Origin of the sequence: Pseudomonas sp. Leaf434, from assembly GCF_001425545.1 — a bacterium.
Taxonomy (GTDB): Bacteria; Pseudomonadota; Gammaproteobacteria; order Pseudomonadales; family Pseudomonadaceae; genus Aquipseudomonas; species Aquipseudomonas siliginis.
The window spans coordinates 96,118-121,641 of record NZ_LMQZ01000012.1; the positions used below are offsets into that span (position 1 = coordinate 96,118).

Genomic DNA, 25,524 nt, shown 5'->3' on the forward strand with positions numbered 1-25,524 from the left:
TGCAGGCATTCGCCAAGGAAAATCTGTCCATGTACACGCCACGCGCCTTTGCCATCGAAGACTTGTCCCAACTGCACGAACTGATCCTCGCCACGCGCCTGGCCATTCTGGTCAGCCACGGTGACAGCGGATTGCAAGCCAGCCACGTGCCGGTGCTGCTGCATCGCGAACAGGGCGAATACGGCACGCTCTACGGCCATCTGGCCAAGGCCAATCCGCAGTGGAAAGACCTGCGTGACGGCGCCGAGGCCATGCTGATCTTTGCCGGCCCAGACGCCTACGTCAGCCCGGGCTTCTATCCGAGCAAGGCCGAGCACGGCAAAGTCGTGCCGACCTGGAACTACATCGCCGTGCACGCCTACGGTCATGCCGAGACTTTCAGCGACGGCGGGCGCCTGCTCGACATTGTCAGCACCCTGACCGACCGTCATGAAGCGGGCCGCGCGCAGCCGTGGTCGGTGGACGATGCGCCAGCCGAATACATCGACGGCATGCTCAAGGCCATCGTCGGGTTTGCCATTCCCATCGACCGCCTCGAAGGCAAACGCAAGCTCAGCCAGAACCGCAGCGCTGAAGACATTGCCGGCGTGCGCGAAGGCCTCGCCGCCAGCCCCGACGCCAACGACCAAACCCTTGCCAGCCTGATGCGCTAAGGATCTACCCATGACCCAGATCGACATTCGCCCGGTCAGCGCCAATGACCATGCCGCTTGGCTGCCGCTGTGGCAGGCGTACCTGCGCTTTTACAACACGGAACTGCCGGACGCCGTCACCCAGAGCACCTGGCAACGCTTGCTCGACCCGAATGAACCGACCCACGCCGCACTCGCCTGGGCTGAAGGCAAAGCGCTGGGCATGGTGCATTACATCTATCATCGCTCGAACTGGAGCATCGAAAATTCCTGCTATTTGCAGGATCTGCTGGTGGTGCCGGAAGCCCGTGGCACCGGTGTCGGTCGGCTGTTGATCGAGCATGTCTACGCTACCGCCAAGGCCGATGGTTGCTGCAAAGTCCACTGGCTGACCCATGAAACCAACGCCACGGCGATCCAGCTCTACGAGCGCATTGCCGAACGTCCGGGCTTCATCCAGTTTCGTAAAGCCCTTTAAGGAGACGCGCACATGACTGCTTCACTCGCTGACTGGAAAGGCGTCCCCGCCCCCTCCGCCACCCTGCTCGAGGGCCGTTTCATTCGTCTGGAAAAACTCGACCCGGCGCGTCATGGCGATGAGCTTTACGCCGCCCTCGAAGGGCCGGGTGCCGATCCGAAGCTTTGGGATTACTTGCCTTACGGTCCGTTTCCCGAGCGCAGCGCGTTCAACGACTGGCTGAACAATCATGCAGCCAACAGCGACCCGTATTTCTTCAGCATCATCGACCGTGCGACTGGTCAGGTGCAAGGCATCCTCAGCCTGATGTCGATCGTCCCGGCGCAGGGCCGCATCGAAATCGGCCACGTCACTTTCGGTGCGCCAATGCAGCGCTCGCCGAAAAGCACCGAGGCGGTGTACCTGCTGGCCAAATATTCGTTCGAGCTGGGTTACCGACGCCTGGAATGGAAGTGCAACAACGGCAACGCCCGCTCCAAATACGCGGCCGAGCGTCTGGGCTTCAGCTTCGAAGGCGTGTTTCGCCAGCACATGGTGGTCAAGGGGCAGAACCGCGATACCGCGTGGTATTCGATTCTGGATGCGGAATGGCCAGCGATTGGTGCTGGGTTCGAGCGCTGGCTGAGCGATGAAAACCAGACGCCTGCTGGCCAACTCAAAGGTCTGGCCGAATGCCGTAGCTGAACTTCACGGATACCCTTGTGGGAGCGAGCCCGCTCGCGAAGGCGGTGTGTCAGTCACCGCAGATGTTGACTGACTGACCGCTTTCGCGAGCAGGCTCGCTCCCACAATGGGCGGGGTCTTTCTTAACAACGCAGTTCTTGCGCCAGCACCGCAATGTGCTCCGGGCCGATCCCGCAGCAGCCACCCAGATGACTGGCGCCGCGCTGTTGCCAGTCCAGCGCCCAGTGCAGATATCCCGGCGGATCAAGATCGTCACGCAACGGGTCGAGCCCGTCATTGGCCGTGGCTTCTTTCGGTTGCGGAGGAAACGCGTTGGCATACGCGCCGATATTGATCCTGACGCCGAGACGCTCAAAGGTTGCGCGCGCCGCGTCGATTGCTGCGCCAATCACTTCAGGCTGACTGCAGTTGAACAGCAGGGTTTCGACGCCGAGTTCAGCCGCCACCGCAGCCGCTTCGGCCACTGGCTCGCCAGAGCGCAGGCGCGGCACTTCATCGGTGTCTTCATCCTTGAGCGTGAATGACAGCCAGAACGGTTTACCGTCCTTCGGCAGCCCGGCGTGGATAGCGCGGGCCTCGACGATCGAGCTTTGCGTTTCTGCCAGCCACAGGTCCACATGCGGGGCCAGCCCCGTGACCAGCGGCGTCAGCAGCTCGCTCACGCGATCCGCTTCGAACAGATCCGGACGATACGAACCAAACAGCGGCGGCAACGAACCGGCAACACGCACTGGCTTGCCGGATGCCTGCACCGCCCGCCGCGCCAACTCCCCCGCCAGTGCCGCAAGCGCCTGGCCTTCAGCCGCAAAACGCGCCTCGCCAATGTGAAATGGCACCACCGCGTAACTGTTGCTGGTGATCACGTCGGCGCCGCTGTTGATGTAAGCGGCATGCACCGCCTCGACCGCCTGCGGCGCTTCACTCAGCGCCAGTGCCGACCACTCCGGCTGGCGAAATGGCGCCCCGGCGCGTTGCAATTCACGGCCCATGCCGCCATCGAGAATGACCGTACTTGCTGCGCCCATATGCTTTTCACTCATATGCTTATGAAAATAACTCACTATCAGAGTCGTTCTTATAACTATTTAATACGCACCACTCGGTTAATAACAACCTCTTTTTTCAACAGGAAGCGACTGTGAAACTCCAACCGCTATTGGCCCTGGGCCTGCCCATTCTGGCCTCCACCCAAGCCTTCGGCGGCGCGACGCTGGACCGTGTCGAACAGAAAAAAGAGCTGGTCGGCGTGCTCATGGAAAGCTATCCACCCTTCTCATTTCTCAATGAGCAGAATCAACTCGACGGTTTCGATGTCGACGTTGCCAAAGCGGTGGCGGACAAGCTTGGCGTCAAACTGCGTCTCGAAACGCCGTCCTGGGACGTGATCGCCGCCGGTCGCTGGAGCGGGCGCTACGACATCTGCATCTGCTCGATGACCCCGAGCAAGGCCCGCGCAGAAGTGTTCGACTTCCCGGTCGAGTACTACGCCTCGCCAGCGGTAATCGTGGTCAATGCCAAGGACGATCGCATCCACAGCGCCAAGGATCTGAGCGGCAAAAAGGTCGGCCTGACCAGCGCCTCCAGCTACGAAAGTTATCTGAACAAAAATCTGGTGATCGAAGGCGCCGAGGATACGCAGTTGCAGTATCCGTTCGAGGATGTGCAGATCGCCCCGTACGACACCGACAACGTCGCCTTCCAGGATCTGGGCCTGGGCGCCGGCGTGCGCCTGGATGCAATCCTTACCAATCTGGTCACCGCACAGCCGCGCCTGAATCAGGATCAGCGCTTCAAATTGGCCGGCGAACCGCTGTACTCGGAACCGAACTCGGTGGCCATCGAAAAGGGTGACCCGCAATGGGACGCCAAGGTGCGCGAGGTGTTCGCCCAGCTGAAACAGGACGGCACCCTGAGCAAGCTGTCGCAGAAATGGATCGGCGCCGATATCAGCCAATGACTTCCTTTCCGACCCCGCCCCAGCCACCGCAACCGGTGGCTGAAACCCGCCTGCAAAAGCTTTTCGGGTTCCGTACGCGCCTGTACCTGACGTGGGCTGCGCTTTTCTGCCTGTTCGCCGGATTCTTCCTGAGCTTCGACCTGAAGTTCGCGATCATCCTCGACAAACTGCCCAACCTCGTTGGCCTGAAGCTGGCGCCGAACGGCTTCCTGCAAGGCGCAGCGCTGACCCTGTTCCTCTGCGCCTGCTCGATCATCGCCTCGTCGCTGCTCGGTTTCATCACCGCGCTGGCGCGCCTGTCGAGCAGCGCCGTGGCGTTTGGCATCGCCAGTTTCTACACCTCGTTCTTTCGCGGCACGCCATTGCTGATCCAGATCCTGCTGATCTACCTCGGCCTGCCGCAACTGGGCATCGTCCCCGGCGCCATCGTCGCCGGCATCATTGCCCTGTCGCTGAACTACGGCGCCTACCTGAGCGAAATCTTCCGCGCCGGCATCCTCGGCGTCGATCACGGCCAACGCGAAGCATCCCTGGCGCTGGGCCTGCGCGAAAGCGTGATCTTCTGGCGCATCACCCTGCCCCAGGCCATGCGCACGATTATCCCGCCGACCACCAACCAGTTCATCTCGATGCTCAAGGACTCGTCGCTGATCTCGGTGATGGGTGTCTGGGAAGTGATGTTTCTCGCTCAGTCCTACGGGCGCTCAAGCTATCGCTACATCGAAATGCTCACCACGGCGGCGATCATCTACTGGCTGATGTCGATCGGGCTGGAGCTGATTCAGGCACGGATGGAGCGGCATTTCGGCAAGGCGTATGTGCGCCGTAGTTGAGGTGCATTCAAATGGTGTCCCGGCGAATCCGCACTACGCCCATTTTCATGCCGAAGGGGCGGAACACCGCGTTCAGCGACTTCAGGGTCTGATTGCCTTCGCCATGTTCGATATGCACCAGCGTGCGCACTGAAATCTTGCACATCTTCGCGAACTGGGTCTGATGCAGACCGGTGACTTCGACCCGTAAACGGCGCACGGCGTCACCGATTTCCAGAGTGCCTTCGGCCAGTGATTGCTGAATGCTTTCGATGAGCGCCATTCGATCAAGGACAGTAAGGTCCCGTGCAGATTTGAGTTTACTCATGACGCGGCTAATTCGTTTTGTGAAAGACGCAATTTAATGCAGCGTGATGACAGTTTTGGTAATTAAACTGCAACAAAATGCAGACGGGAGCCGCTGGGGCTTCAATCGACGCAAAACAATGCAGATGTACCCCGACGTATGTCGCTGTGACCCATATCGGCTGTAGGAAAACGAACCGCCGCCACCGCGCAAAAGTCTTGTTTGCGAAATCCCGTGAGGATTTTCGACAGAACGATCCGACGTCGCCTGCACAGCATCAGGAACCGACCGACATCGTGTTTTTCAAGGCAGCAATAGAGTTGAGCCTTTCATACAAGGAGGTTGAACTCGATGCCTGCCCTACACAAATACCGTCCCCATCACCTCGCTTTGGCGATCGCGCTGACCATTGGATCTGCCGAGGCGTCCATCGAACAGCAACCTGACGTCCAGGTTTCTGCAGAGATCAGCGAAGACAAAACCGCCAAGCCTCGAAAGAAGAAAACGCCCACGCCGAAAGCGGATCCTGATGACTTGTTTGCGATCAAGGAATTCATCGGCCCGCTGGAGCACACTTCTCCGTCGCCCGGACAGGCCTCTGACGCGCCTTCGGTCGATGCCGTACGCGCGACGGTTGCGATCGAGGATTTCAGTCCGGCCTTTTATGAAGGGCTGGAGTTTCCAGAGTTCGTGGTGGAGGAAACCGACGATGAGGAATTCGATCTTGTCGACCCGTTTGAACGCGACATGTTTGCGGTCACGACGCAGCGCTCTTTTGTCTCGAGCCCACTCGAGAATGTCGGCGGCGTATCCCTGCAACTAGGCGATGGAGATGACTTGCTGGTGATCAATAAGGGCGCCCGTTGGGACGGTCGCCTGGACGGTGGCGAAGGTGCGAACGGGCTGCTGTTCAATGCCATAGAAGGCGGCGAGATCGGTGAAACGCGCAATTTCTCAGCCATGCGTATCGCACGTGGACAGTGGACCCTGCGTCACGCTTTCGAGGGTGATGCTGACGTCAAAGCCGACGCCGTGCTGATCAACTACGCATCGATCAATGGTGTCGATGTCGACCCGGGAGCGGTTTTTGGCGGTTATGGACATGTGACGGGGCTGTATGTCGCAGGAACACTGCTTGCCAGCCAGCAACACGGCTCTCCCAATATCAAAGGCAATCTGACGCTCCAAAAGGACGCTGTGTTTTCTTACGCCGTATCTGCCGACCGCGGCTCAGATCCCGTGCATGTTAAGGGCACCGCAAGCCTGGGAGGTGCGCGTGTCGAGATTTATGGCGTACCGGGCGACTACGCTCGTACCAATGAGTATCGGCTGTTGTCTGCAAACGTCATTGATGGCGAGTTCGGTGAGGTCACCACGAATCTGGCCTACATGACACCAACGCTCTCCTATGAGCCAAACGCCGTGAAACTGCACTACGTGCGCAACCATGTAGGGTTCGAAGAACTGGCCCAAACGCGCAGTGCTCGTTCGATTGCGCGGAGCATGGATAATCGAGAGGCTTCCACTCGAGCTTTCGAAATCGGCGCCAACAGGGCCGTCGCCGCACTGCTGACCAGCGATAAAACCACCGCGCCAATCGCCCTCGATCAACTTGCCGCAGGCAGCAATGCCAACCTCGCCAAAGCCACGCTGAGCAGTATCACGCCGGTCAGTACGAGCATGCTCTCGGCGATGCGCCAACTGGACAACCGTTCCGACTCTACTGACGGCTCGCGCAGTTCACCGCGTCAGGCCGCAGGCAACGAAGACTCCGGACGGGTGTGGGTTCAGGCGCTGGGCCACGGCGGCAAGGTTGACCGCGACGCTGACGGCATCCTCCAACATGCCACGCAAGGGCTGGTCGTGGGCGCTGACTGGCGACTCGACGAGCACTGGCATGTCGGCCTGCTTGGCGGCAAATCGCAGACGAAACTCGATGCCCGCCAGTACGACGGCGACCTCGACAGCTGGCACCTCGGTGCCTATGCCGTGCGTCAGGACGGCCCGCTGTCGCTGCGTCTTGGCGCGACCTACGCCAGCCATGACGGCAGCAGCACACGGCGGGTCGCGTTCAAGGGTTTCAGCGATCGTCTCAAGGGCAATTACGACGCCAATACTCAGCAAGCATTTGCCGAGGCCGGGTTCAACCTGGGCCGCAACAACGTGACCCTCGAGCCCTACGCCAACCTCGGCTATCAGCGCTATCAGCGCGACAGCTACAACGAAAAGGGCGGCGACGCGGCGTTGAGAGTCTACGGCCAGACCCGCGACAACTTCAGCAGCACCTTCGGTCTGCGTGTTGCGCAGGTCAATACGCTGGATAACGGCATGCATTTGACCCCGCGATTGAGCGCAGGCTGGAAACATATCTACGGTGACATCGACAGTGACACCCGCCAGCAACTGCGCAAGGGCGGCAAGCGCTTCGAAGTGACCGGCGCGGCACTCGATCGGAACGCTCTGGCGGTGGATGCGGGGCTCGATCTTGGTCTTTCGGCGGCGCACACACTGGGCGTGGGCTTGACGGGTGAGCTGGGTAATGACAGCCGAACGTATGGCGTGGCGGGTCAATGGCGCATGGCGTTCTGATGGATTAAGCACGCCTTCTGTGGGAGCGAGCCTGCTCGCGAAAGCGGTGAATCATACAAAGATGCTATTGGCTGACCTGGCGCATTCGCGAGCAGGCTCGCTCCCACATTGGCTCTTCAAGGGAGCTGGGTAACGGCGGAAATCACAGGCAAAAAAAAGGGGAGCACATGCCCCCCCGAGGTTTAAAGCGTTGGATCGCGACTGTTATCTCAGCCTTCGATCTCGATGAGGATTTCGCCCGGGTTGACCCGGTCGCCCTTGGCCACATGAATCGCCGTGACCTTGCCGCCGATGGCAGCCTGGACTTCGGTCTCCATCTTCATCGCTTCGGTGATCAGTACCGCCTGGCCTGCCTTGACGGTATCGCCCTCCTTGACCAGCACATCGACGATGTTGCCGGGCATGGTGGTGCTCACGTGGCCTGGTGCCGAGGCCTGTTTGCGTTTGCTGCTGCCACCACCGACAAATTCGTTGAGCGGTTCGAACACCACTTCTTCCGGCATGCCGTCGATGGACAGATAGAAGTGGCGCTTGCCCTCGGCCTTGACGCCGACACCAGTGATGTCGACGCGGTAGGTTTCGCCGTGCACATCGATGACAAACTCGGTCGGCACACCTTCGCCGCTCGCCGAGGCAACGGCGCCCGCTTCCGGGATCGGCAAAAGCACTTCCGGCGTAAGAGTGCCGGCGGCGCGTTCTTCAAGGAACTTGCGGCCGATGTCCGGGAACATGGCGAAGGTCAGTACGTCTTCTTCGGATTTGGCCAGTGCTCCGATATCGGCACGCAGCTTGGTCATTTCCGGCTTGAGCAGATCGGCCGGGCGCACGTCGATGACGTCTTCGCTGCCGATCGCCTGACGGCGCAGTTTTTCATTGACCACCCCCGGCGCCTTGCCGTAGCCGCCCTGCAGATACAGCTTCACTTCGTTGGTGATGGTCTTGTAGCGCTCGCCGGCCAGTACGTTGAAGAACGCCTGGGTGCCGACGATTTGCGAGGTTGGGGTCACCAGCGGCGGGAAGCCGAGGTCTTCACGTACGCGCGGGATTTCTGCGAGCACTTCGCTCATGCGGTTCAGAGCGCCCTGCTCTTTCAACTGGTTGGCGAGGTTGGAAATCATCCCGCCCGGCACCTGGTTGACCTGCACACGGGTGTCGACGGCGGTGAATTCGCTTTCGAACTGGTGGTACTTCTTGCGCACGGCATAGAAGTACAGGCCGATTTCCTGGAGCAGCTCCAGATTCAGGCCGGTGTCGTACTCGGTGCCCTTGAGCGCGGCAACCATCGACTCTGTGCCCGGATGGCTGGTGCCCGAGGCGAAGCTGGAGATTGCGGTGTCGATGTGGTCGGCGCCGTTTTCGATCGCCTTGAGCTGGCACATGGCGGCCAGGCCGGCGGTGTCGTGGGAGTGGATGAACACCGGCAGCGACTGCTCGGCTTTCAACGCGCGCACCAGTTCACCGGTGGCATACGGGGTCAGCAGACCGGCCATGTCCTTGATCGCCACCGAGTCGCAACCCATGGACTCCATTTGCTTGGCCTGGGTGACGAAAGCATCGATGGTGTGCACCGGACTGGTGGTATAGGCGATGGTGCCCTGTGCGTGTTTGCCGGCAGCCTTCACCGCTTCGATGGCCACGCGCAGGTTACGCACATCGTTCATCGCATCGAAAATGCGGAACACGTCGATGCCGTTCACCGCTGCTTTGGCGACGAAAGCTTTGACCACGTCGTCGCTGTAATGGCGATAGCCGAGCAGATTCTGCCCGCGCAGGAGCATTTGCAGACGAGTGTTGGGCAACGCCGCACGCAGTTGGCGCAGGCGCTCCCACGGGTCTTCCTTGAGAAAGCGCACACAGGCGTCGAACGTCGCGCCGCCCCAGCATTCCAGCGACCAGTAGCCGACCTTGTCGAGCTTGTCGCAGATCGGCAGCATGTCTTCGGTGCGCATGCGGGTGGCGAGCAGCGATTGGTGAGCGTCGCGCAGGATGGTGTCTGTTACGAAGATTTTCTTGCTCATTCTTGTATTCCTCACAGGCCTGCGTGGGCGGCGATGGCGGCGGCGATGGCCAGGGCCAGCTCTTCGGGTTTGCGCTTGATCGAGTAGTTGGTCAGTTCCGGGTGGCTTTCAACGAAGCTGGTGTTGAACTGGCCGCTACGGAATTCCGGGTTGCGCAGGATTTCCTGGTAGTACGCGGCGGTGGTCTTCACGCCCTGCAGACGCATGTCGTCCAGCGCCCGCAGACCACGGTCCATCGCCTCTTCCCAGGTCAGCGCCCAGACCACCAGTTTCAGGCACATCGAGTCGTAGAACGGCGGAATGGTGTAGCCGGTGTAGATTGCCGTGTCGGTGCGCACGCCCGGGCCGCCGGGGGCGTAGTAACGGGTAATTTTGCCGAAGCTCGGCAGGAAGTTGTTCTTCGGGTCTTCGGCGTTGATACGGAACTGCAACGCAAAGCCACGGTGCTGAATGTCTTCCTGCTTCACCGATAGCGGCAGGCCGGAAGCGATGCGAATCTGTTCGCGGACGATGTCGATGCCGGTGATTTCTTCGGTGATGGTGTGTTCCACCTGCACCCGCGTGTTCATTTCCATGAAGTACACCTCGCCCTCGGCGAGCAGGAACTCCACGGTGCCGGCGTTCTCGTAGCCCACAGCCTTGGCTGCACGTACCGACAGGTCGCCGATGTAGGCGCGCTGTTCCGGGGTCAGCTGCGGGCTCGGCGCGATCTCGATCAGCTTCTGGTTGCGGCGCTGGATCGAGCAGTCACGCTCGAACAGGTGCACGACATTGCCGAAGCTGTCGCCAAGGATCTGCGCTTCAATGTGCTTGGGATTGACGATGCATTTTTCCAGGAACACTTCCGCCGAACCGAACGCCTTGGTGGCTTCGGAGATGACCCGGGGGAAGTTCTGTTCGAGTTCTTCGCGGCTGTTGCAGCGACGGATACCGCGCCCGCCACCACCGGAGGTGGCCTTGAGCATTACCGGATAACCGATACGGTCGCCTTCGACCAAGGCTTCTTCGATGCCGGAGACGTTGCCTTCAGTACCGGGCGTTACCGGTACGCCGGCCTTGATCATGCTGCGGCGCGCTTCGGTCTTGTCGCCCATGCGCCGGATGACCTCCGCCGACGGGCCGATGAATTTGATGCCGCGCTCGGCGCAGATTTCCGCCAGCTCGGCGTTTTCCGAAAGGAAGCCGTAGCCGGGGTGCAGCGCATCGCAGCCGGTTTCCACCGCCAGGTTCACCAGCTTGCGCGGGTTCAGATAGCCGGCCAGTGGCTCGGCACCCACGCTGTGGGCCTCGTCCGCACGCTTCACATGCAAGGCATGGCGATCGGCGTCGGAGAAAATCGCAACCGAGCGAATGCCCATTTCGGCGCAGGCTCGTACGATGCGTACGGCAATCTCACCACGGTTGGCGATCAGGATCTTTTTTATCACTTGGAGGTTCCCTTGAGCCGGTGGCACCACGACCTGCTAGACCCAGGTCGACGCGTGACCAAATGTTTCAATTCAGTCGCAGGTCCACACTAGCGCTGCTGAGGGATTAACAAAAATGAATAAAAATTGGGTCAGGCATAAGCAAACACTTATAGTTGAAACAACTGACCGCTGACCGAGCCTGAAAACTATGCGTAAGTCATTGATGCGTATGACATTGCGTCAATTGCAGATCTTCAATGAGGTGTGTGATTTACGCTCGTACAGTCGCGCCGCCGAGGAAATGTCCCTCACACAACCGGCCGTCAGCCTACAGATTCGTCAGCTGGAAGAGCTGATTGGCCAGCCGCTGTTCGACTATGTCGGCAAAAAACTCTACATGAACGAGGCGGCAGAAGCGCTTCAGCGCGCCAGCCGCGACATTTTCGGGCGCCTGGAAAACCTCGACATGCAACTGTCGGACATGCAGGGTTCACTGCAGGGTCAGCTGAAACTGGCGGTGGAATCGAGCGCCAAATATTTCGTGCCGCATCTGTTCGCCGCGTTCAAGCGCCAGCATCCGGAAGTCAATTTGCAGCTGACCGTGGTCAACCGTGGCCAGGTCATCCGCCGCCTCTCGGACAATCGCGATGATCTGGTGATCATGTCGATGGTGCCGCAGGACATGGGCCTGGAATTCCTGCCGTTTCTCAATAATCCGATTGTCGCCGTGGCGCGTCCGGATCACCCGCTGGCGCACATGGGCCCGTTGCGCTTGCAGGATCTGGAGCCGTATACGCTGCTGATCCGCGAGCCGGGCTCGGGTACGCGTCTGGCCTGCGAGGAATACTTCAAGGAAAAGCGCGTGCACTTCACTCAGACCCAAGAGGTGGCGTCCGCCGAAGCTCAGCGTGAATGCGTGGTGGCGGGCCTGGGCCTGGCGCTGTTGACGCGCCACGCCCTGAACCTGGAGCTGGCGACCGGCGGCCTGGTCGAGCTGCCGGTCGAGGAGTTGCCGCTGATGCGCAGCTGGTGTCTGGTGCAAGCCAAAGCCAAACGGCTGTCACCGGTGGCGCACGCCTTCCTGGCGTTCATCCGCAGCGAGCGGGCGCAGATTATTGCGCTGGTTGAGCGTTTCGACGGGAAGCGGCGGGCGTTGCCTGCCAATGCGTGATCTCGGGAAAATCGCCGATCTCGGCCTGAAGCTGGCGAAGTTCGAAGCGATCCTCGATTGCGCGGCGAAATTCCATGCGGCGCTGATCTTCCTGCTGACGACGGGTTTTCGCGGCGCTGTTGCGTTCTTCGTAGGGCTGAGCCATTTCGAGTCTCCCAGGGCGAGTACGGGAGTTTTACGATAGGCGTGGGGGATGACGGTTTGGCTGCGCGGGGATGACAATGTGATGAAATGTGCGCAGGGATGTGCTGTTGTTGAGGACGCTTTCGCGAGCAGGCTCGCTCCCACATTTGATCCCGTTATGACCCAGAATTTATGTTCTCAGAAGCCCCCCTGTGGGAGCGAGCCTGCTCGCGAACAAGGTCGGAACGACCTTGCTCAATCGTCCAGCGCTTTCACGGCCTTGGGCGACAAACGCAGACTGCGCAGACTGCGCTTCACGCTCTTGAGGTGATTGACCAGGCTCGGCCCGCGCGCCATGGCCACGCCCATCGCCAGCACGTCGATCACCACCAGATGGGCGATTCGCGAGGTAAGCGGCGTGTAGATTTCGGTGTCTTCATGCACATCGATCGCCAGATTGACGGTCGACAGTTCGGCCAACGGCGTCTGGCTCGGACACAGGGTGATCAACGACGCCCCGCTCTCGCGAACGAGGTTAGCGGTGATCAGCAAATCCTTGGAGCGCCCTGACTGGGAAATACAGATCGCCACATCGGTAGGCTTCAGCGTCACAGCCGACATCGCCTGCATGTGCGGATCGGAATACGCCGCCGCGGTCAGCAGCAAACGGAAAAACTTGTGCTGTGCATCCGCGGCCACCGCTCCGGAAGCACCGAAGCCATAGAACTCGACACGCTGCGCCTGGGACATCAGCGTCACCGCGCGCTGCAGCTCCACTGGATCGAGCTTCTCGCGCACTTCCATCAGGGTGTGCAGCGTGGTGTCGAAAATCTTCAGGCTGTAGTCGGCGACGGAGTCATCTTCGTGGATCGCGAACTGGCCGAAGCTGGCGCCGGCGGCCAGGCTTTGCGCCAGTTTCAGCTTGAGGTCCTGAAAGCCGGAACAACCGATCGCGCGGCAGAAACGCACGATGGTCGGCTCGCTGATGCCGACGCTGTGAGCCAGGTCGGCCATGGAACTGTGCATCACTGCCGCAGGGTCAAGCAGCACGTGGTCGGCGACCTTGAGCTCCGACTTGCGTAACAGGTGACGTGACTGGGCGATGTGTTGCAGCAGATTCAAGGGGCTGGACTCTTCTTGTGGGCAAGGATGTAGCAAGCTTGTAGTTATACTACATGAATGGGCATTTTGCCTGCTCAATGCGTAACTCGATGTCCCGGCATCAGGCGCGCTGAGGTGCATGTAGCCCTTACTGCGGATTGGCCTGATCACGCAGAAGCCCGGCCAGACGGGCAGCGTCCACCGGCCGGCTGATCAGATAACCTTGCACTTCGTCGCAGCGTTCGGCGCGCAGAAATGCCAGCTGATCCTCACGCTCGACACCCTCGGCGACGACTTTGAGGGCCAGTCCGTGAGCCATGGCGATGATCGCGCGAGTGATCGCCGCGTCCGCACTGCCCTCGCTCAAGCCGCGAATGAACGCCTGATCGATCTTCACGTAATCCACCGGAATGCGCTTGAGGTAACTCAACGACGAATACCCGGTACCGAAATCATCGATCGCCAGTTTCACCCCCAGATCGCGCAGTTGCTGGAATGTGGCAATGATGTGTTCGACGCTGTCGAGCAAATGGCTCTCGGTCAGCTCCAGCTCGAGGTAGTGCGGCGCCAGCCCGGTTTCTTCCAGCACTTGCCGGACCAGACTGACCAGTTTGCCCTGGCGCAGCTGATGCACCGACAGGTTCACCGACACGCGGATCGGCGCCAGGCCCTGCCGTTGCCATTCGCACGCCTGCCAGCACGCCTGACGCAAAACGAATTCGCCGATCGGCCCGATCAGACCGGTCTCTTCGGCCAGGCCAATGAAATCCGCCGGCGGCACCTGGCCCATGCTCGGATGATCCCAGCGCACCAGCGCTTCAGCGGCATTCATGCGGCCGGTTTGCAGGCACAGTTTCGGTTGGTAGAACACTGTCAGTTGCTGTTCTTCAATGGCTCGGCGCAAGTGGTTTTCCAGCTGCAAGCGTTCGAGTGTGCTGGCTTGCAGGCTGTCGGTGAAGAACTGGAAATTGTTGCCGCCCAGATGTTTGGCATGCTGCATGGCCATGTTCGACTGGCTGACCAGCGCGGAAATCTCCCGCGCGTTGTCCGGCAGCAGGCTGATGCCCATCGAAGCGCTGACCACCAGTTCATGCCCGTCGACGCTCAGCGGCAAACGCAGCTTGGCCGACAACCGCGTCGCTACCCGTGCCAGGCTCGACAGATTGCCGTAGGCATCGAACAGTACGGCAAACTCGTCTCCGGACAAGCGCGCAATGGTGTCGGCCTCAGGCAAGGCATTGACCAGCCGCCGCGCCATTTTTTGCAGCAGCTGATCGGCGACTTCATGGCCGAGGCTGTCATTGAGCAATTTGAAACGATCCAGATTGATGTGCAGCAATGCGAGACTGCGGCGCCCGCCCTGCCGCACCCGCTGATGGGCTTCGTGCAGGCGTTCGCGGAACAGTGAACGGTTGGCCAGGCCGGTGAGCTCATCGTAATGGGTCAGATAACGCAGGCGTTCTTCCGACGCACGCCGTGCCGAGAGATCGGCGAAGAAGCCGACAATATGGCTGACATTGCCCCGGCTGTCGCGCACCGCGTTGAGCTGCAACCACTGCGGGTACAACTCGCCGTTCTTGCGGGTTTCCACCAACTCACCCTGCCAACTGCCGTGCTGCTCCAGTGCATGCCGGATCGCCACATAGTGGCGATGGGCATCGCGGCTGCAGGGCAACTCGACGACGTTGCGCCCGAGCATGTCGTCGATCTCGTAACCGGTGACCCGGCTGAACGCCTGGTTGATCGCAATCAGCGCGTAGTTCGGGTCGAGAATCACGATGCCTTCGCTGGCCGCTTCGAACACCGTGGCCGCCAGCCGCTGCTGCTCTTCAAGGCTTTTGCTGGCGCTGATATCGCGGCGAGTGCCGACCATGCGGATCACCCGGCCGCTGGCGCTGCGCTCTACGGCGCGGCCACGGTCCTCGATCCACACCCAGTGGCCGTCGCCGTGGCGCAGGCGATACTCAACCTGATAATCCTCGGTGCGCCCCTTCAAATGCTCGACCAGGGCGAACTTGAGTGACGGCACGTCTTCGGGGTGCAGTCGTGGCTTGAGGTCGCGCAGCAGCGCGGTGACGTACTCCGGGGCGAGGCCAAACAGTTCCTGAATCTGTGTGTGATGGACTTCGTCGGTCTGCAGGTTCCAGTCCCACAATCCGAGCTCACTGGCCTTGAGCGCAAGCGCCAGGCGCGCTTCGCTTTTGCTCAGGGCCTGATTGGCGGCATCCAGTTCGCGGCTGCGCTGGGCCACGCGATCTTCCAGATCGACCTGCGCTTCACGCAATTGCGCCTCGGCACAGCGGCGCTGTTCGATCTCTTTGCCAAGCTCATGATTGAGTTGTTCGCTGCGCGTCTGCGCTTGCTGCAAATGCTCGATCAGGTGCTGATTCTGGAAACGCCGCAGCAATCCACGGTCGATCAGCCGATTGACCTGCCACGCCACCACGCTCAGCGAACCGAGCAGGATCAGACCCAGCCAGCCCCAGCCCCGCGCCTGATCGTCGCCGCCCCAGAACAGGTAGCCGATCGCTGGCAGCAGGCACGGCAAGGTAAACGAGAGGAACGCCGGCAGGCTCACCGCGTAGGCGACGCTGGCGGACAGCGTTGCCGCGCCGATCAGGCCGAACACCCAGGCTTGCTGCATGAAGTTGTCAGCGGGTACCAGAGCGATGCCGGCTCCCGCCAGCGTCAGGCCGGTCATGGTCGAACCGAGCAGGAACATGCGGAACCAGATCGGCTGGGCCTGACGATCGGGAATCGCCGAATCGAACGCGGCCACCTGAATCACCCGCAGCGCGACCAGCGACAGCAGCCACACCAGCCAGACGCTGACCACGAAGTAGCGCTGCGGGCTCCAGAGCAAAGCGGCGCAGACCAGACCATTGATCAACATGAACAGCGTGGGCAACAACGAGCCCTGATACAGCAGACGCGTGCGCTCCACCGCCATTTCGACGGCATAGTGCTTGCGGATCACCCGGGGGTCCACGGAGGGCCCCGACAGTTCGGCGCTGAGGATCATGGGCAACGTTCTTGTTCTTATAGGAGGGCGTGCGCCCGAAACGTGGACGGAGCATACACAAGCCGATCCCGATGCCAAACTGCTGCCGATCACAATTGCGGGGAAATTTTCCGCCGCTTGCGCACCGCTGCAACCCCTCAGGCGAGACGGGCCGAAGCCTGCAGCCAGTGACCGACCGGTCGTCATCGGCAGCACTTTCATCGGCTAATGCAACGCACGGTTTGCCCGGGCCTGCGGCGCACCCTAGAATGCCCCGATGCGCGATGATCTCTCCCTTCTGCTGAACTCCCTCAACGATGCCCAACGCCAGGCCGTAGCAGCCCCCGTTGGCCGTCAGTTGGTCCTGGCCGGCGCCGGTTCCGGTAAAACCCGAGTGCTGGTGCACCGTATCGCCTGGTTGATCCAGGTCGAAAACGCCTCACCTCACTCCATCCTGTCGGTGACTTTCACCAACAAGGCCGCTGCCGAGATGCGCCATCGCATCGAGCAGTTGCTGGGCATCAACCCGGCCGGCATGTGGGTCGGCACCTTCCACGGCCTCGCGCACCGCTTGCTGCGGGCGCACTGGCAGGAAGCGGGCCTGAGCCAGACCTTCCAGATTCTCGACAGCGATGACCAGCAACGTCTGGTCAAGCGGGTGATCCGCGAGCTGGGCCTGGACGAGCAACGCTGGCCGGCGCGTCAGGCGCAGTGGTTCATCAACGGCCAGAAAGACGAAGGTCTGCGACCGCAACACATTCAGGCCAGCGGCGACCTGTTCCTCGCTACCATGCGCGGCATCTACGAAGCCTACGAGGCGGCGTGCCTGCGGGCTGGCGTGATCGACTTCTCCGAACTGCTGCTGCGCGCGCTCGATCTGTGGCGCGATCACCCGGGCCTGCTGGCGCACTACCAAAAGCGCTTCCGGCATATTCTGGTCGACGAATTCCAGGACACCAACGCCGTGCAGTACGCCTGGTTGCGCCTGCTCGGCAAGGGCGGCGACAGCCTGATGGTGGTCGGCGACGACGACCAGTCGATTTACGGCTGGCGCGGGGCGAAGATCGAGAACATCCATCAGTACTCTTCGGACTTCCCGGACTCCGAAACGATTCGTCTGGAACAGAATTACCGCTCCACCGCCGGTATCCTCAAAGCCGCCAACGCGCTGATCGCCAACAACACCGGGCGCCTCGGTAAAGAGCTGTGGACCGATGGCGGCGATGGCGAAGCGATCAATCTGTACGCCGCGTTCAACGAACACGACGAAGCGCGTTACGTGGTGGAAACCATCGAAAGCGCGCTAAAAACCGGCCTTGCCCGCAGCGATATTGCGATTCTGTACCGCTCCAACGCCCAGTCGCGGGTGCTCGAAGAAGCCCTGCTGCGCGAGCGCATCCCGTACCGCATCTATGGCGGGCAGCGCTTCTTCGAACGCGCGGAAATCAAGAACGCCATGGCCTACCTGCGCTTGCTCGAAGGTCGTGGCAACGACGCGGCGCTGGAGCGAGTGATCAATGTACCGGCGCGGGGCATCGGCGAGAAAACCGTCGAAGCGATCCGCGAGCATGCGCGACACAGCGACGTGTCGATGTGGGAAGCGATGCGCCTACTGGTGGCCAACAAAGGCCTGACCGGGCGCGCCGCGAGTGCGCTCGGTGCGTTCATCGAACTGATCGAGAACCTCGCCGCCAAGTGCGCCGAGATGCCGCTGCACCTGATGACGCAAACCGTCATCGAGCAATCCGGCCTGATCGCTTATCACGAAGCGGAAAAAGGTGAGAAAGGCCAGGCCCGGGTAGAAAACCTTGAGGAACTGGTCAGCGCCGCACGTAACTTCGAGAACACCGAAGAGGACGAAGAACTCACGCCATTGGCGGCGTTCCTCGGCCACGCTTCGCTGGAGGCCGGCGATACACAGGCCGACGAGCACGAAGACAGCGTGCAGCTGATGACCCTGCACAGCGCCAAAGGCCTGGAATTCCCTTACGTGTTCCTCGTGGGCATGGAAGAAGGCCTGTTCCCGCACAAGATGAGCCTGGAAGAACCGGGGCGTCTCGAGGAAGAACGGCGTCTGGCTTACGTCGGTATCACCCGGGCGATGCAGAATCTGGTCATGACCTACGCCGAAACCCGGCGCCTGTATGGCAGCGAAACCTACAACAAGGTGTCGCGTTTCGTCCGCGAAGTGCCGAAAGGCCTGATTCAGGAAGTGCGCCTGTCCAACAGCGTCAGCCGACCGTTCGGCGGCAACCAGTCGATGAGCGGCAGCAGCCTGTTCAGCGGCAGCGAGATTCCGGAAACCGGTTTTGTGCTCGGTCAGGCCGTACGTCACTCGATCTTCGGCGAAGGGGTGATCCTCAACTTCGAAGGTTCCGGCGCCCAGGCCCGGGTGCAGGTGAATTTCAGCGAAGGCAGCAAGTGGCTGATGCTCGGCTATGCCAAGCTGGAAGCGATCTAATCACCGGCACTGAACCCATGTGGGAGCGAGCCTGCTCGCGAAAGCGCTGTGTCATCAAGCAATCATTTGCCTGACACGACACCTTCGCGAGCAGGCTCGCTCCCACAGGTTATGCGACGCAAGTGCATCAATCCCTCTGAACCTATCGCCTTTTCCTACAGACAAAAGTACATCGGCTGATTGCCTCGCCAAGCTGAACGCAACCTGTCAGGCAAAAGCCCGAAACACTCTCTCGCTAGCCAGTAACACTTCAGCTGTGCAACATGGCGCGCGTGTCTCCACAAAACGGGAATACCCTTTATGAAACGTTTTCTTAGCATCGCCATGGCGTTGTGCATCGGCCTGACGATGAGCCTCGACGCCAACGCCAAGCGCTTTGGTGGTGGCAAAAGCGCCGGCGCTGCGCCGACGCACCAGACCAGCCAGATGGCTCCCTCTTCTCCAGGCGTGGGCGGCGCAGCAGCGACCGCTGGCGCTGCCGGTGCTGCTGGCGCCGCGGCCAAGGCCGGCGGTGCTTCGCGCTGGCTCGGCCCATTGGCGGGCATCGCCGCCGGTGGCCTGCTCGCGTCGATGTTCATGGGCGACGGTTTCCAGGGCATGCAGATCTTCGACATCCTGATCATGGCCCTGATCGCGTTCGTGATCTTCCGCTTCATCGCCGCCCGTCGTCGCAAGCAGCAGGAGCAATTCGCTCCGGCCGGCGCGCCGATGCAGCGTGAAGTGTTCGAGCAGAAGCCTGCCGCCATGGGTTCGATCTTCGGTGGTTCGGCTGCTCCGGCTGCCGCCCGTCCAGTGATCAACGCACCGGCCTGGTTCAACGAAGAGCGTTTCCTTGAAGCTGCGCGTAGCCACTTCCAGTCGCTGCAGCAGCACTGGGACGCCAACGAAATGGACAAGATCGCCGAGTTCGTGACCCCGCAAATGCTTGAGTTCCTCAAGCGTGAGCGTGCGGATCTGGGCGATGGCTTCCAGTCGACCTACATCGACAACCTGCAGGTGCAGCTGGACGGCGTCGACGATCGTGCCGACAAGACCATCGCCACCCTGACCTTCACCGGCGTGTCGAAAACCTCGCGTTTCGACCAGGGCGAAGTGTTCAGCGAAAGCTGGAACATGGAACGTCCGCAGGGCGACAACCAGCCTTGGCTGGTCGCCGGTATCCGCCAGAACGGCTGATCCCTGCTGCGCTTCACTTGCGGTAACAGAACCCCGGCCTCGGCCGGGGTTTTTCATTTCACGGTTGCATCTATGGCGAGCTACTGTATAAACCGGCCCATATAAACCGCGCCATTCAGCAAGAGGATCCCGGACGTGGAAGAAATCATCGAACAACTGCGCGAAGCCAACGAACCCGTACCGGTTCCTTTGGAATTGCCTGACGAAGACCTGCTGGTAGAAATCGAAGAACAACTGTTCATCGATATTCCGTTCGTCTTCAAAGAATTTTTGCTGACCGTCAGCGATGTGGTCTATGGCAGCCTCGAGCCGGTGACCGTCACTGATCCGCAATCGCGCACCTATCTGCCGGACGTGGCGGCCAATGCATGGGACGCGGGTGTTGATCGCAGCTTGATCCCGATCTGTCAGGACGGCGATGACTACTACTGTGTCGAAGAAGACGGCACCGTGGTGCTGTGGCAGGCCGAAGAAGAACTGATTGCTGAAGAAACCTGGGAATCGGTGTGGCACTGGGCGCGGGACGTTTGGCTGGAAAGCTGAGCCGCCAAACGCCCCTGTAGGTCAATGCCCCGACGATTCCTTATGGTTGTCGAGGGTTTCCAGCAAGGCCACCTGCATCCGCGTATGCACGCGGATGAACCAGCGCCAGAGCAGCGCCGCTACGGCGGCCGCCACGACTGCGATCAGCACCAGCAGCTTGTTGGTCGGCAGGATACTGGCCGACAAGGCTGCCAACAGCAGGAAAATCACCAGCAGCGAGAGAATCGGGATCACTTCGGCGATCACCCGGCGCACTCGCTGTGTGTGACGCCCGGCCATCTCCGGCTTGACGCCCATCTCCGCCAACAGCATCGACAGCGCCTTGAGCTTGCGATAAGCCGCAATCAGGAACGGTAGCGAGACCAGCAACGCACCGCCCCAGATCAGTGCCTTCTGCCAGCTCGGATCGCTGATCCAGTCCTGCAGCCACAACGACATGCGCTCGGCGAAATATGCGCCGGCAAAGAAGATCGCAATCACCAGCGCCAGATTGACCCCGACCTGCAACAGGATCCGTCGGATCATCGACGCCAGTAGCGCGCCCTCACCTTGCGGCTGGATGCTGCGCAACCATTCGCCATACATGCCGAGTACACGCCCTAGACGCTTGGGCACGACTGCCGAGAGCTTGATCGACAACGGATCCGCCGCGCGAATCAGGTACGGCGTCAGCAGCGTGGTGATCACCGACACGGCTACAGCGACCGGGTAGAGGAAGTTGCTGGTCACCTGCAAGGTCATGCCCAGCGCGGCGATGATGAAGGAAAATTCGCCGATCTGTGACAGACCCATGCCGACCCGCAGTGAGGTCCGTCCGTCGTTGCCAGCGATAAACGCACCGAGGCCGCAGGACAACATCTTGCCCAGCACCACGGCCACGGTGATCACCGCGATCGGCCAGGCGTATTCGATGAGAATCAGCGGGTCGAGCATCAGCCCGATGGCGACGAAAAAGATTGCGCTGAACAGGTCGCGAACCGGCTCGACCAGTCGCTCGATTTTCAGCAATTGCCGGGACTCGGCCATGATCGCGCCGATCAGGAAAGCCCCGAGCACCATGCTGTATTCAAGCTTGACCACCAGCAGGCAGAAGCCGAAACACAGGCCGAGTACGGTGATCAACAGCATCTCGTTGCTTTCGAATTTCGCCACATAAGCCAGCAGACGCGGCACCAACAGAATGCCGATGACCAGCGCGACGATCATGAACAGCGACAGCTTGCCGACCGTGGAAAACACTTCGCCCGAGCTCACCGTGCCGCTGACGGCGATGCTCGACAGCAGCGCGATGATGCCGATGCCAAGGATGTCCTCGACAATCAGCACGCCGAAGATCAACTGCGCAAAGCGCTCGTTTTTCATCTTCAGATCATTCAGCGCTTTGACGATGATCGTGGTGGAGGAGATCGCCAGAATCGCGCCGAGGAACAACGAATCCATGGTGTTCCAGTCGAACCAGCGACCGATTTCGTAACCGATCCAGATCATCAGGATGATTTCGAGAAACGCGGCAATGAACGCCGTGGCGCCGACCTTGAACAGCTTGCGCAGGCTGAACTCCAGGCCAAGGCAGAACATGAGGAAGATCACCCCGAGTTCGGCCAGGGTCTTGATGGTTTCTTCGTCGTGAATCAGGCCGAACGGCGGCGTATGCGGGCCGATGATGAAGCCGGCGACGATGTAGCCGAGCACCACCGGTTGTTTGAAACGATGAAACAGTACGGTTACCACGCCCGCGACCAGCATGATCACTGCCAGATCCTGAATGAAACTGATGGCATGCATGGCGTAGGCTCCTTGATGACGAGGCGCGCGGACAGACGTCAGACGTTCTGCGCGAGCAGGGTAAAAATCCGCTTTTAATGTAGGAATTGCCCTTGGGCAGGGCTTTTGCAGGTTAACACCGCGACTTCGCTCTGGAAGCCGGTGCAATATATGGAAACAGATCGCTACCGGCGTGACGGCGGCCCGCCGCGCGGCGTCCCGATAACGGTGCTTCTTGAAAAGCCACCAGGTGCCCGCAGAGGCGCTTCCTGCTATCAGCCTTGATCCGTGAGAACGTTATGGAACCCGGAAACGCCCAGCTGTCGATGACGGTACTGATGACCCCCGACATGGCCAACTTCTCTGGCAATGTCCACGGCGGCACCCTGCTCAAATACCTCGACGAAGTGGCCTACGCCTGCGCCAGCCGTTATGCCGGGCGCTACGTGGTGACCCTGTCGGTGGATCAGGTGATTTTCCGCGAGCCGATTCATGTCGGCGAACTGGTGACGTTCCTCGCCTCGGTCAACTACACCGGCAACACGTCGATGGAAGTTGGCATCAAAGTGGTCACCGAAAACATCCGCGAACGCTCGGTACGCCACACCAACAGCTGCTTCTTCACCATGGTCGCGGTGGATGATCAGCGCAAACCGGCCGCCGTGCCGCCGTTGCAACCGCAGAACAGCGAAGACAAACGCCGCTTCATGCAGGCGCAGCAGCGCCGGCAGATTCGTCAGGAGCTGGAGAAGCGTTATCAGGAGATCAAGGGCGACGCCTGAGACCAAAAAGCAAAAGATCGCAGCCTTCGGCAGCTCCTACATTTTGGAATGCAAACCCATGTAGGAGCTGCAGAAGGCTGCGATCTTTTTTGAACAACGACGAGATTACAGACTGATCGCGGTAGCCTCGAATTTCACCCGCGGATGCGCAATGCGATCCTGCGCCCGCACAAGTTGCAGCTCGTAACTGGCGCACGCCTGGGTTTCCAGCAACACCTCATGCACTGCCGCTGCGGTGAATTCGAATGCTGCCAGCAGGCTGTCGCCCAGCAGCACCCGCGCCAGGAACAGGCCGGATGTCAGATCGCCCACCCCCACCGGCTGACGCGGAAACGCCAGCAAGGGACGGCGCAAATGCCAACTGCCCTCAGCCGTCACCAACAACATTTCGAAGCCATCCGCCGGTTTGCCCGGATAATCCAGATGCTTGACCAGTACCGCTTTCGGTCCGCGCGCCAGCAGCGCCCGTGCCATCGCCAGGCAATCGAACAGCGACTGCGGCTTGCGCCCGGAAAAACTGTCCAGCTCCAACTGGTTCGGGCACATGATGTCCGCCACGGCAGCCGCTTCACCGAGAAGGAAATCGCTGACCTCGGTGGGCACGCTGCAACCCTTCTCTGGATGGCCCATCACCGGATCACACAGATACAGCATCTTCGGATTGACCGCTTTGATCCGCGCCACACCGCTGAGAATCGCCCGGCCCTGCGCGGCGCTACCGAGATAGCCGGACAGCACCGCGTCGCAATTGCCCAGCTCGCCAATCGCAGCGATGCCTTCGATCAGCTCGGGGATCTGCTGCGGCGCCAGCACTTCACCGGCCCACTGACCATACTGGGTGTGGTTGGAAAACTGCACGGTGTTGAGCGGCCAGACGTTGACCCCGACCCGCTGCATCGGAAAAACCGCAGCGCTGTTGCCGGCGTGGCCAAACACCACGTGGGACTGGATGGCGAGCAGATGAGGCGTACGTTTCATTCGGGTCATTCCGTAAAACGATTGAAATTCAAGCCGCGCAGTATGCGACGAAACACAGCCTGTACGACAGACCGGCGAGACAGTTAAGCTGACGCCATCTTTTGGAGTTCGATGTCGATGCTGACCCTGGAAAACATCTTCGTGCTGATGCTGTTCGCCGCCGCCGGTGCCTGGCTATGGCACAACCACGGCTTGCGCGAGCGCGCGCTGGAGCGGGTCAAACAGCATTGCACCAATGTCGGCGTCGAGCTGCTGGACGGTAACGTCGCGCTGAAAAAGATCGGGCTGATCAGGGATGCCAACGGTCGCAGGCGACTGGCACGGGTCTACAACTTCGAGTTCACCGTGACTGGCGAAAGCCGCCACAACGGCACCGTCACCCAGTTCGGCGCGCACAGTGCGCAGATTGAACTGGCGCCCTACCCGGCGCCGTTCGACGACACGCCGCCGGTGGTCGAAGTGCACAAGCCTCGCGCAGAAGTCATCGAGCTGAGCCAGTGGCGCCAGGAACATACCAAGTGGAAGCCCTGAGCTGACTCACTGAATCCGGCATTCAGCCAAACCGGCTTGCAGCTGTTCGATGTTCTGCGGTTCAGCGAAGATCAGCTCGATTCTTGAGTCTTTTCGCCATTCGCTGGCTTGCCAACTCAGCTCGGCATGCTCCAGGGCATTGCCCGAAACCCAGCCATCCGTGCTGTGGATAACCAGTTTCGCCCGGTTCCAGTCGAGCGCGCTCAGCCAATAGGCGATGCGTGCTTGATCAAATACCTGCTGCGGATGCCAGCGCCAACCGATGCTCCACCCCCCCTCCTGCGCCTGACTCAGGCAAATCGGTTCGGCCGGATCGCTCCAGACCGCTGGCAGCTGTGCCAATCCAGTGGGCAGCGGCAGATGCCCTGCGCCTTCGTTCGCTTTTACTGCCAGCCCCGGAAGCTCGCTCAGAGGCAGCTGGGCTTGCTGCGTCCAGATCAGCCTGACGGGCGGCAACTGGCTGGCGATTCTGTCTCGAGCTGTTTCATTGAGATCTTCCGCCTTGTTCAACAGCAACAACCCCGCGCTGGCCAACGCTTGCTGCTGGGCGTCCGGCAAGTCCCTACCCGCGTGCAATGCCTGAGCGTCCAGAACCAGAACACAGGGCTGAACCGCAAGCACGCCCAGCCACGGCGCCTCGTTAAGTTGCTTGAACAGCTGCGCCGGATGGCCCAACCCGGATGGCTCGATAAACAGTCGATCCGGCCTGGCCTTGCGCAGCAGGCGGCCAAGGCCGATCTGGAATGGCGCGCCATTGACGCAACACAGGCAGCCCCCGGCCACCTCACCCAGTGCTATACCATCGTCGTCGCGAGTCAGCAACGCGGCGTCCAGACCAATCTGGCCGAACTCGTTGATCAGTACCGCCCAGCGTTCGTCCGCCGGCCGTTGCGCCAGCAACTGGCGAATCAGGCTGGTCTTGCCGGCGCCCAACGGGCCGGCGATGACGTGGGTCGGAATGTTCTGCAACATGGCGGGTACTTTCTGCGGACAGTTATTGAGGAGAT

At 60.7% G+C, this 25,524-nt stretch carries 22 protein-coding genes; 12 read left to right on the top strand and 10 right to left on the bottom strand.

Features of this window, described 5'->3' with window-relative positions:
- The first annotated feature begins 29 nt into the window (after positions 1-29).
- Genes ASG55_RS23950 through ASG55_RS23960 form a run of 3 tightly spaced genes read left to right on the top strand, consistent with a single transcriptional unit; the run spans position 30 to position 1,794 of the window.
- The gene (locus ASG55_RS23950; protein ID WP_056791331.1) at positions 30-653 is read left to right on the top strand and encodes an FMN-binding negative transcriptional regulator; all 624 of its coding nucleotides are present in this window, start codon (positions 30-32) and stop codon (positions 651-653) included.
- Between the two features lie 10 nt (positions 654-663).
- On the top strand, positions 664-1,110 hold the full coding sequence (locus tag ASG55_RS23955; protein WP_056790952.1) for a GNAT family N-acetyltransferase: 447 nt from the start codon (positions 664-666) through the stop codon (positions 1,108-1,110).
- A gap of 12 nt (positions 1,111-1,122) precedes the next feature.
- Positions 1,123-1,794, top strand: coding sequence for a GNAT family N-acetyltransferase (locus ASG55_RS23960; protein ID WP_056790955.1), 672 nt, complete (start codon positions 1,123-1,125; stop codon positions 1,792-1,794).
- Positions 1,795-1,916: 122 nt separating this feature from the next.
- On the opposite strand, the gene ASG55_RS23965 is transcribed toward ASG55_RS23960, so the two are convergent.
- Positions 1,917-2,819, bottom strand: a complete 903-nt coding sequence (locus ASG55_RS23965) for a homocysteine S-methyltransferase family protein (protein WP_056790957.1) — start codon at positions 2,817-2,819, stop codon at positions 1,917-1,919.
- A gap of 113 nt (positions 2,820-2,932) precedes the next feature.
- Here ASG55_RS23965 and ASG55_RS23970 point away from each other — a divergent pair, with 113 nt between their 5' ends.
- Complete coding sequence (locus tag ASG55_RS23970; RefSeq protein WP_056790960.1) at positions 2,933-3,751, top strand: ABC transporter substrate-binding protein; 819 nt, start codon at positions 2,933-2,935, stop codon at positions 3,749-3,751.
- On the top strand, positions 3,748-4,584 hold the full coding sequence (locus tag ASG55_RS23975; protein WP_056790962.1) for an amino acid ABC transporter permease: 837 nt from the start codon (positions 3,748-3,750) through the stop codon (positions 4,582-4,584). The genes ASG55_RS23970 and ASG55_RS23975 overlap by 4 nt, the downstream gene beginning before the upstream one ends.
- Before the next feature lie 7 nt (positions 4,585-4,591).
- Here ASG55_RS23975 and ASG55_RS23980 read toward each other — a convergent pair whose 3' ends face one another.
- Positions 4,592-4,891: a helix-turn-helix domain-containing protein gene (locus tag ASG55_RS23980; RefSeq protein WP_056790965.1), complete on the bottom strand. Its 300-nt coding sequence runs from the start codon at positions 4,889-4,891 to the stop codon at positions 4,592-4,594.
- Between the two features lie 330 nt (positions 4,892-5,221).
- Here ASG55_RS23980 and ASG55_RS23985 point away from each other — a divergent pair, with 330 nt between their 5' ends.
- On the top strand, positions 5,222-7,459 hold the full coding sequence (locus tag ASG55_RS23985; protein ID WP_236708198.1) for an autotransporter outer membrane beta-barrel domain-containing protein: 2,238 nt from the start codon (positions 5,222-5,224) through the stop codon (positions 7,457-7,459).
- A 209-nt stretch (positions 7,460-7,668) separates the two neighbouring features.
- On the opposite strand, the gene oadA is transcribed toward ASG55_RS23985, so the two are convergent.
- Both oadA and ASG55_RS23995 read right to left on the bottom strand, forming a co-directional pair.
- On the bottom strand, positions 7,669-9,477 hold the full coding sequence (oadA, locus tag ASG55_RS23990) for a sodium-extruding oxaloacetate decarboxylase subunit alpha (protein ID WP_056790967.1): 1,809 nt from the start codon (positions 9,475-9,477) through the stop codon (positions 7,669-7,671).
- Between the two features lie 11 nt (positions 9,478-9,488).
- Positions 9,489-10,904 carry an acetyl-CoA carboxylase biotin carboxylase subunit gene (locus ASG55_RS23995; protein WP_024014853.1) on the bottom strand — a complete coding sequence of 472 codons (1,416 nt, stop codon included), beginning with the start codon at positions 10,902-10,904 and terminating at the stop codon, positions 9,489-9,491.
- 190 nt (positions 10,905-11,094) lie between these two features.
- On the opposite strand from ASG55_RS23995, the gene ASG55_RS24000 reads away from it, so the two are divergent.
- The gene (locus ASG55_RS24000; protein ID WP_056790970.1) at positions 11,095-12,057 is read left to right on the top strand and encodes a LysR family transcriptional regulator; all 963 of its coding nucleotides are present in this window, start codon (positions 11,095-11,097) and stop codon (positions 12,055-12,057) included.
- Here ASG55_RS24000 and ASG55_RS26605 read toward each other — a convergent pair.
- From ASG55_RS26605 to ASG55_RS24015, 3 genes are all read right to left on the bottom strand, one after another.
- Positions 11,999-12,202, bottom strand: coding sequence for a PA3496 family putative envelope integrity protein (locus ASG55_RS26605; RefSeq protein ID WP_082530340.1), 204 nt, complete (start codon positions 12,200-12,202; stop codon positions 11,999-12,001). The two genes, ASG55_RS24000 and ASG55_RS26605, sit on opposite strands and share 59 nt — an antisense overlap.
- A 233-nt stretch (positions 12,203-12,435) precedes the next feature.
- Complete coding sequence (hexR, locus tag ASG55_RS24010) at positions 12,436-13,302, bottom strand: transcriptional regulator HexR (protein WP_007962240.1); 867 nt, start codon at positions 13,300-13,302, stop codon at positions 12,436-12,438.
- A gap of 127 nt (positions 13,303-13,429) precedes the next feature.
- The gene (locus ASG55_RS24015; RefSeq protein ID WP_056790975.1) at positions 13,430-16,303 is read right to left on the bottom strand and encodes a GGDEF domain-containing phosphodiesterase; all 2,874 of its coding nucleotides are present in this window, start codon (positions 16,301-16,303) and stop codon (positions 13,430-13,432) included.
- Between the two features lie 256 nt (positions 16,304-16,559).
- On the opposite strand from ASG55_RS24015, the gene uvrD reads away from it, so the two are divergent.
- The 3 genes from uvrD (at position 16,560) to ASG55_RS24035 (ending at position 20,462) form a co-directional block, all read left to right on the top strand.
- On the top strand, positions 16,560-18,743 hold the full coding sequence (gene uvrD / locus ASG55_RS24025; RefSeq protein ID WP_016772450.1) for a DNA helicase II: 2,184 nt from the start codon (positions 16,560-16,562) through the stop codon (positions 18,741-18,743).
- Between the two features lie 300 nt (positions 18,744-19,043).
- Positions 19,044-19,919, top strand: a complete 876-nt coding sequence (locus ASG55_RS24030; RefSeq protein ID WP_016772449.1) for a Tim44 domain-containing protein — start codon at positions 19,044-19,046, stop codon at positions 19,917-19,919.
- A 135-nt stretch (positions 19,920-20,054) separates the two neighbouring features.
- Positions 20,055-20,462: an SMI1/KNR4 family protein gene (locus tag ASG55_RS24035; RefSeq protein ID WP_056790981.1), complete on the top strand. Its 408-nt coding sequence runs from the start codon at positions 20,055-20,057 to the stop codon at positions 20,460-20,462.
- 21 nt (positions 20,463-20,483) lie between these two features.
- On the opposite strand, the gene ASG55_RS24040 is transcribed toward ASG55_RS24035, so the two are convergent.
- Complete coding sequence (locus ASG55_RS24040) at positions 20,484-22,247, bottom strand: cation:proton antiporter (RefSeq protein ID WP_056790983.1); 1,764 nt, start codon at positions 22,245-22,247, stop codon at positions 20,484-20,486.
- A gap of 278 nt (positions 22,248-22,525) precedes the next feature.
- On the opposite strand from ASG55_RS24040, the gene ASG55_RS24045 reads away from it, so the two are divergent.
- Positions 22,526-23,008: an acyl-CoA thioesterase gene (locus ASG55_RS24045; protein ID WP_016772447.1), complete on the top strand. Its 483-nt coding sequence runs from the start codon at positions 22,526-22,528 to the stop codon at positions 23,006-23,008.
- 105 nt (positions 23,009-23,113) lie between these two features.
- Here ASG55_RS24045 and pdxY read toward each other — a convergent pair whose 3' ends face one another.
- Positions 23,114-23,986 (bottom strand): pyridoxal kinase PdxY, encoded by an 873-nt coding sequence (gene pdxY / locus ASG55_RS24050; RefSeq protein ID WP_056790986.1) that lies wholly within the window; start codon positions 23,984-23,986, stop codon positions 23,114-23,116.
- A gap of 117 nt (positions 23,987-24,103) precedes the next feature.
- Between pdxY and ASG55_RS24055 the strand changes: the two genes are divergently transcribed.
- Positions 24,104-24,517: a DUF3301 domain-containing protein gene (locus ASG55_RS24055; protein ID WP_038861179.1), complete on the top strand. Its 414-nt coding sequence runs from the start codon at positions 24,104-24,106 to the stop codon at positions 24,515-24,517.
- Positions 24,518-24,523: 6 nt separating this feature from the next.
- Here ASG55_RS24055 and ASG55_RS24060 read toward each other — a convergent pair whose 3' ends face one another.
- A complete protein-coding gene (locus ASG55_RS24060) occupies positions 24,524-25,489 on the bottom strand; it encodes a CobW family GTP-binding protein (RefSeq protein ID WP_056790988.1) in 966 nt (321 codons plus the stop codon).
- Positions 25,490-25,524 lie beyond the last annotated feature (35 nt).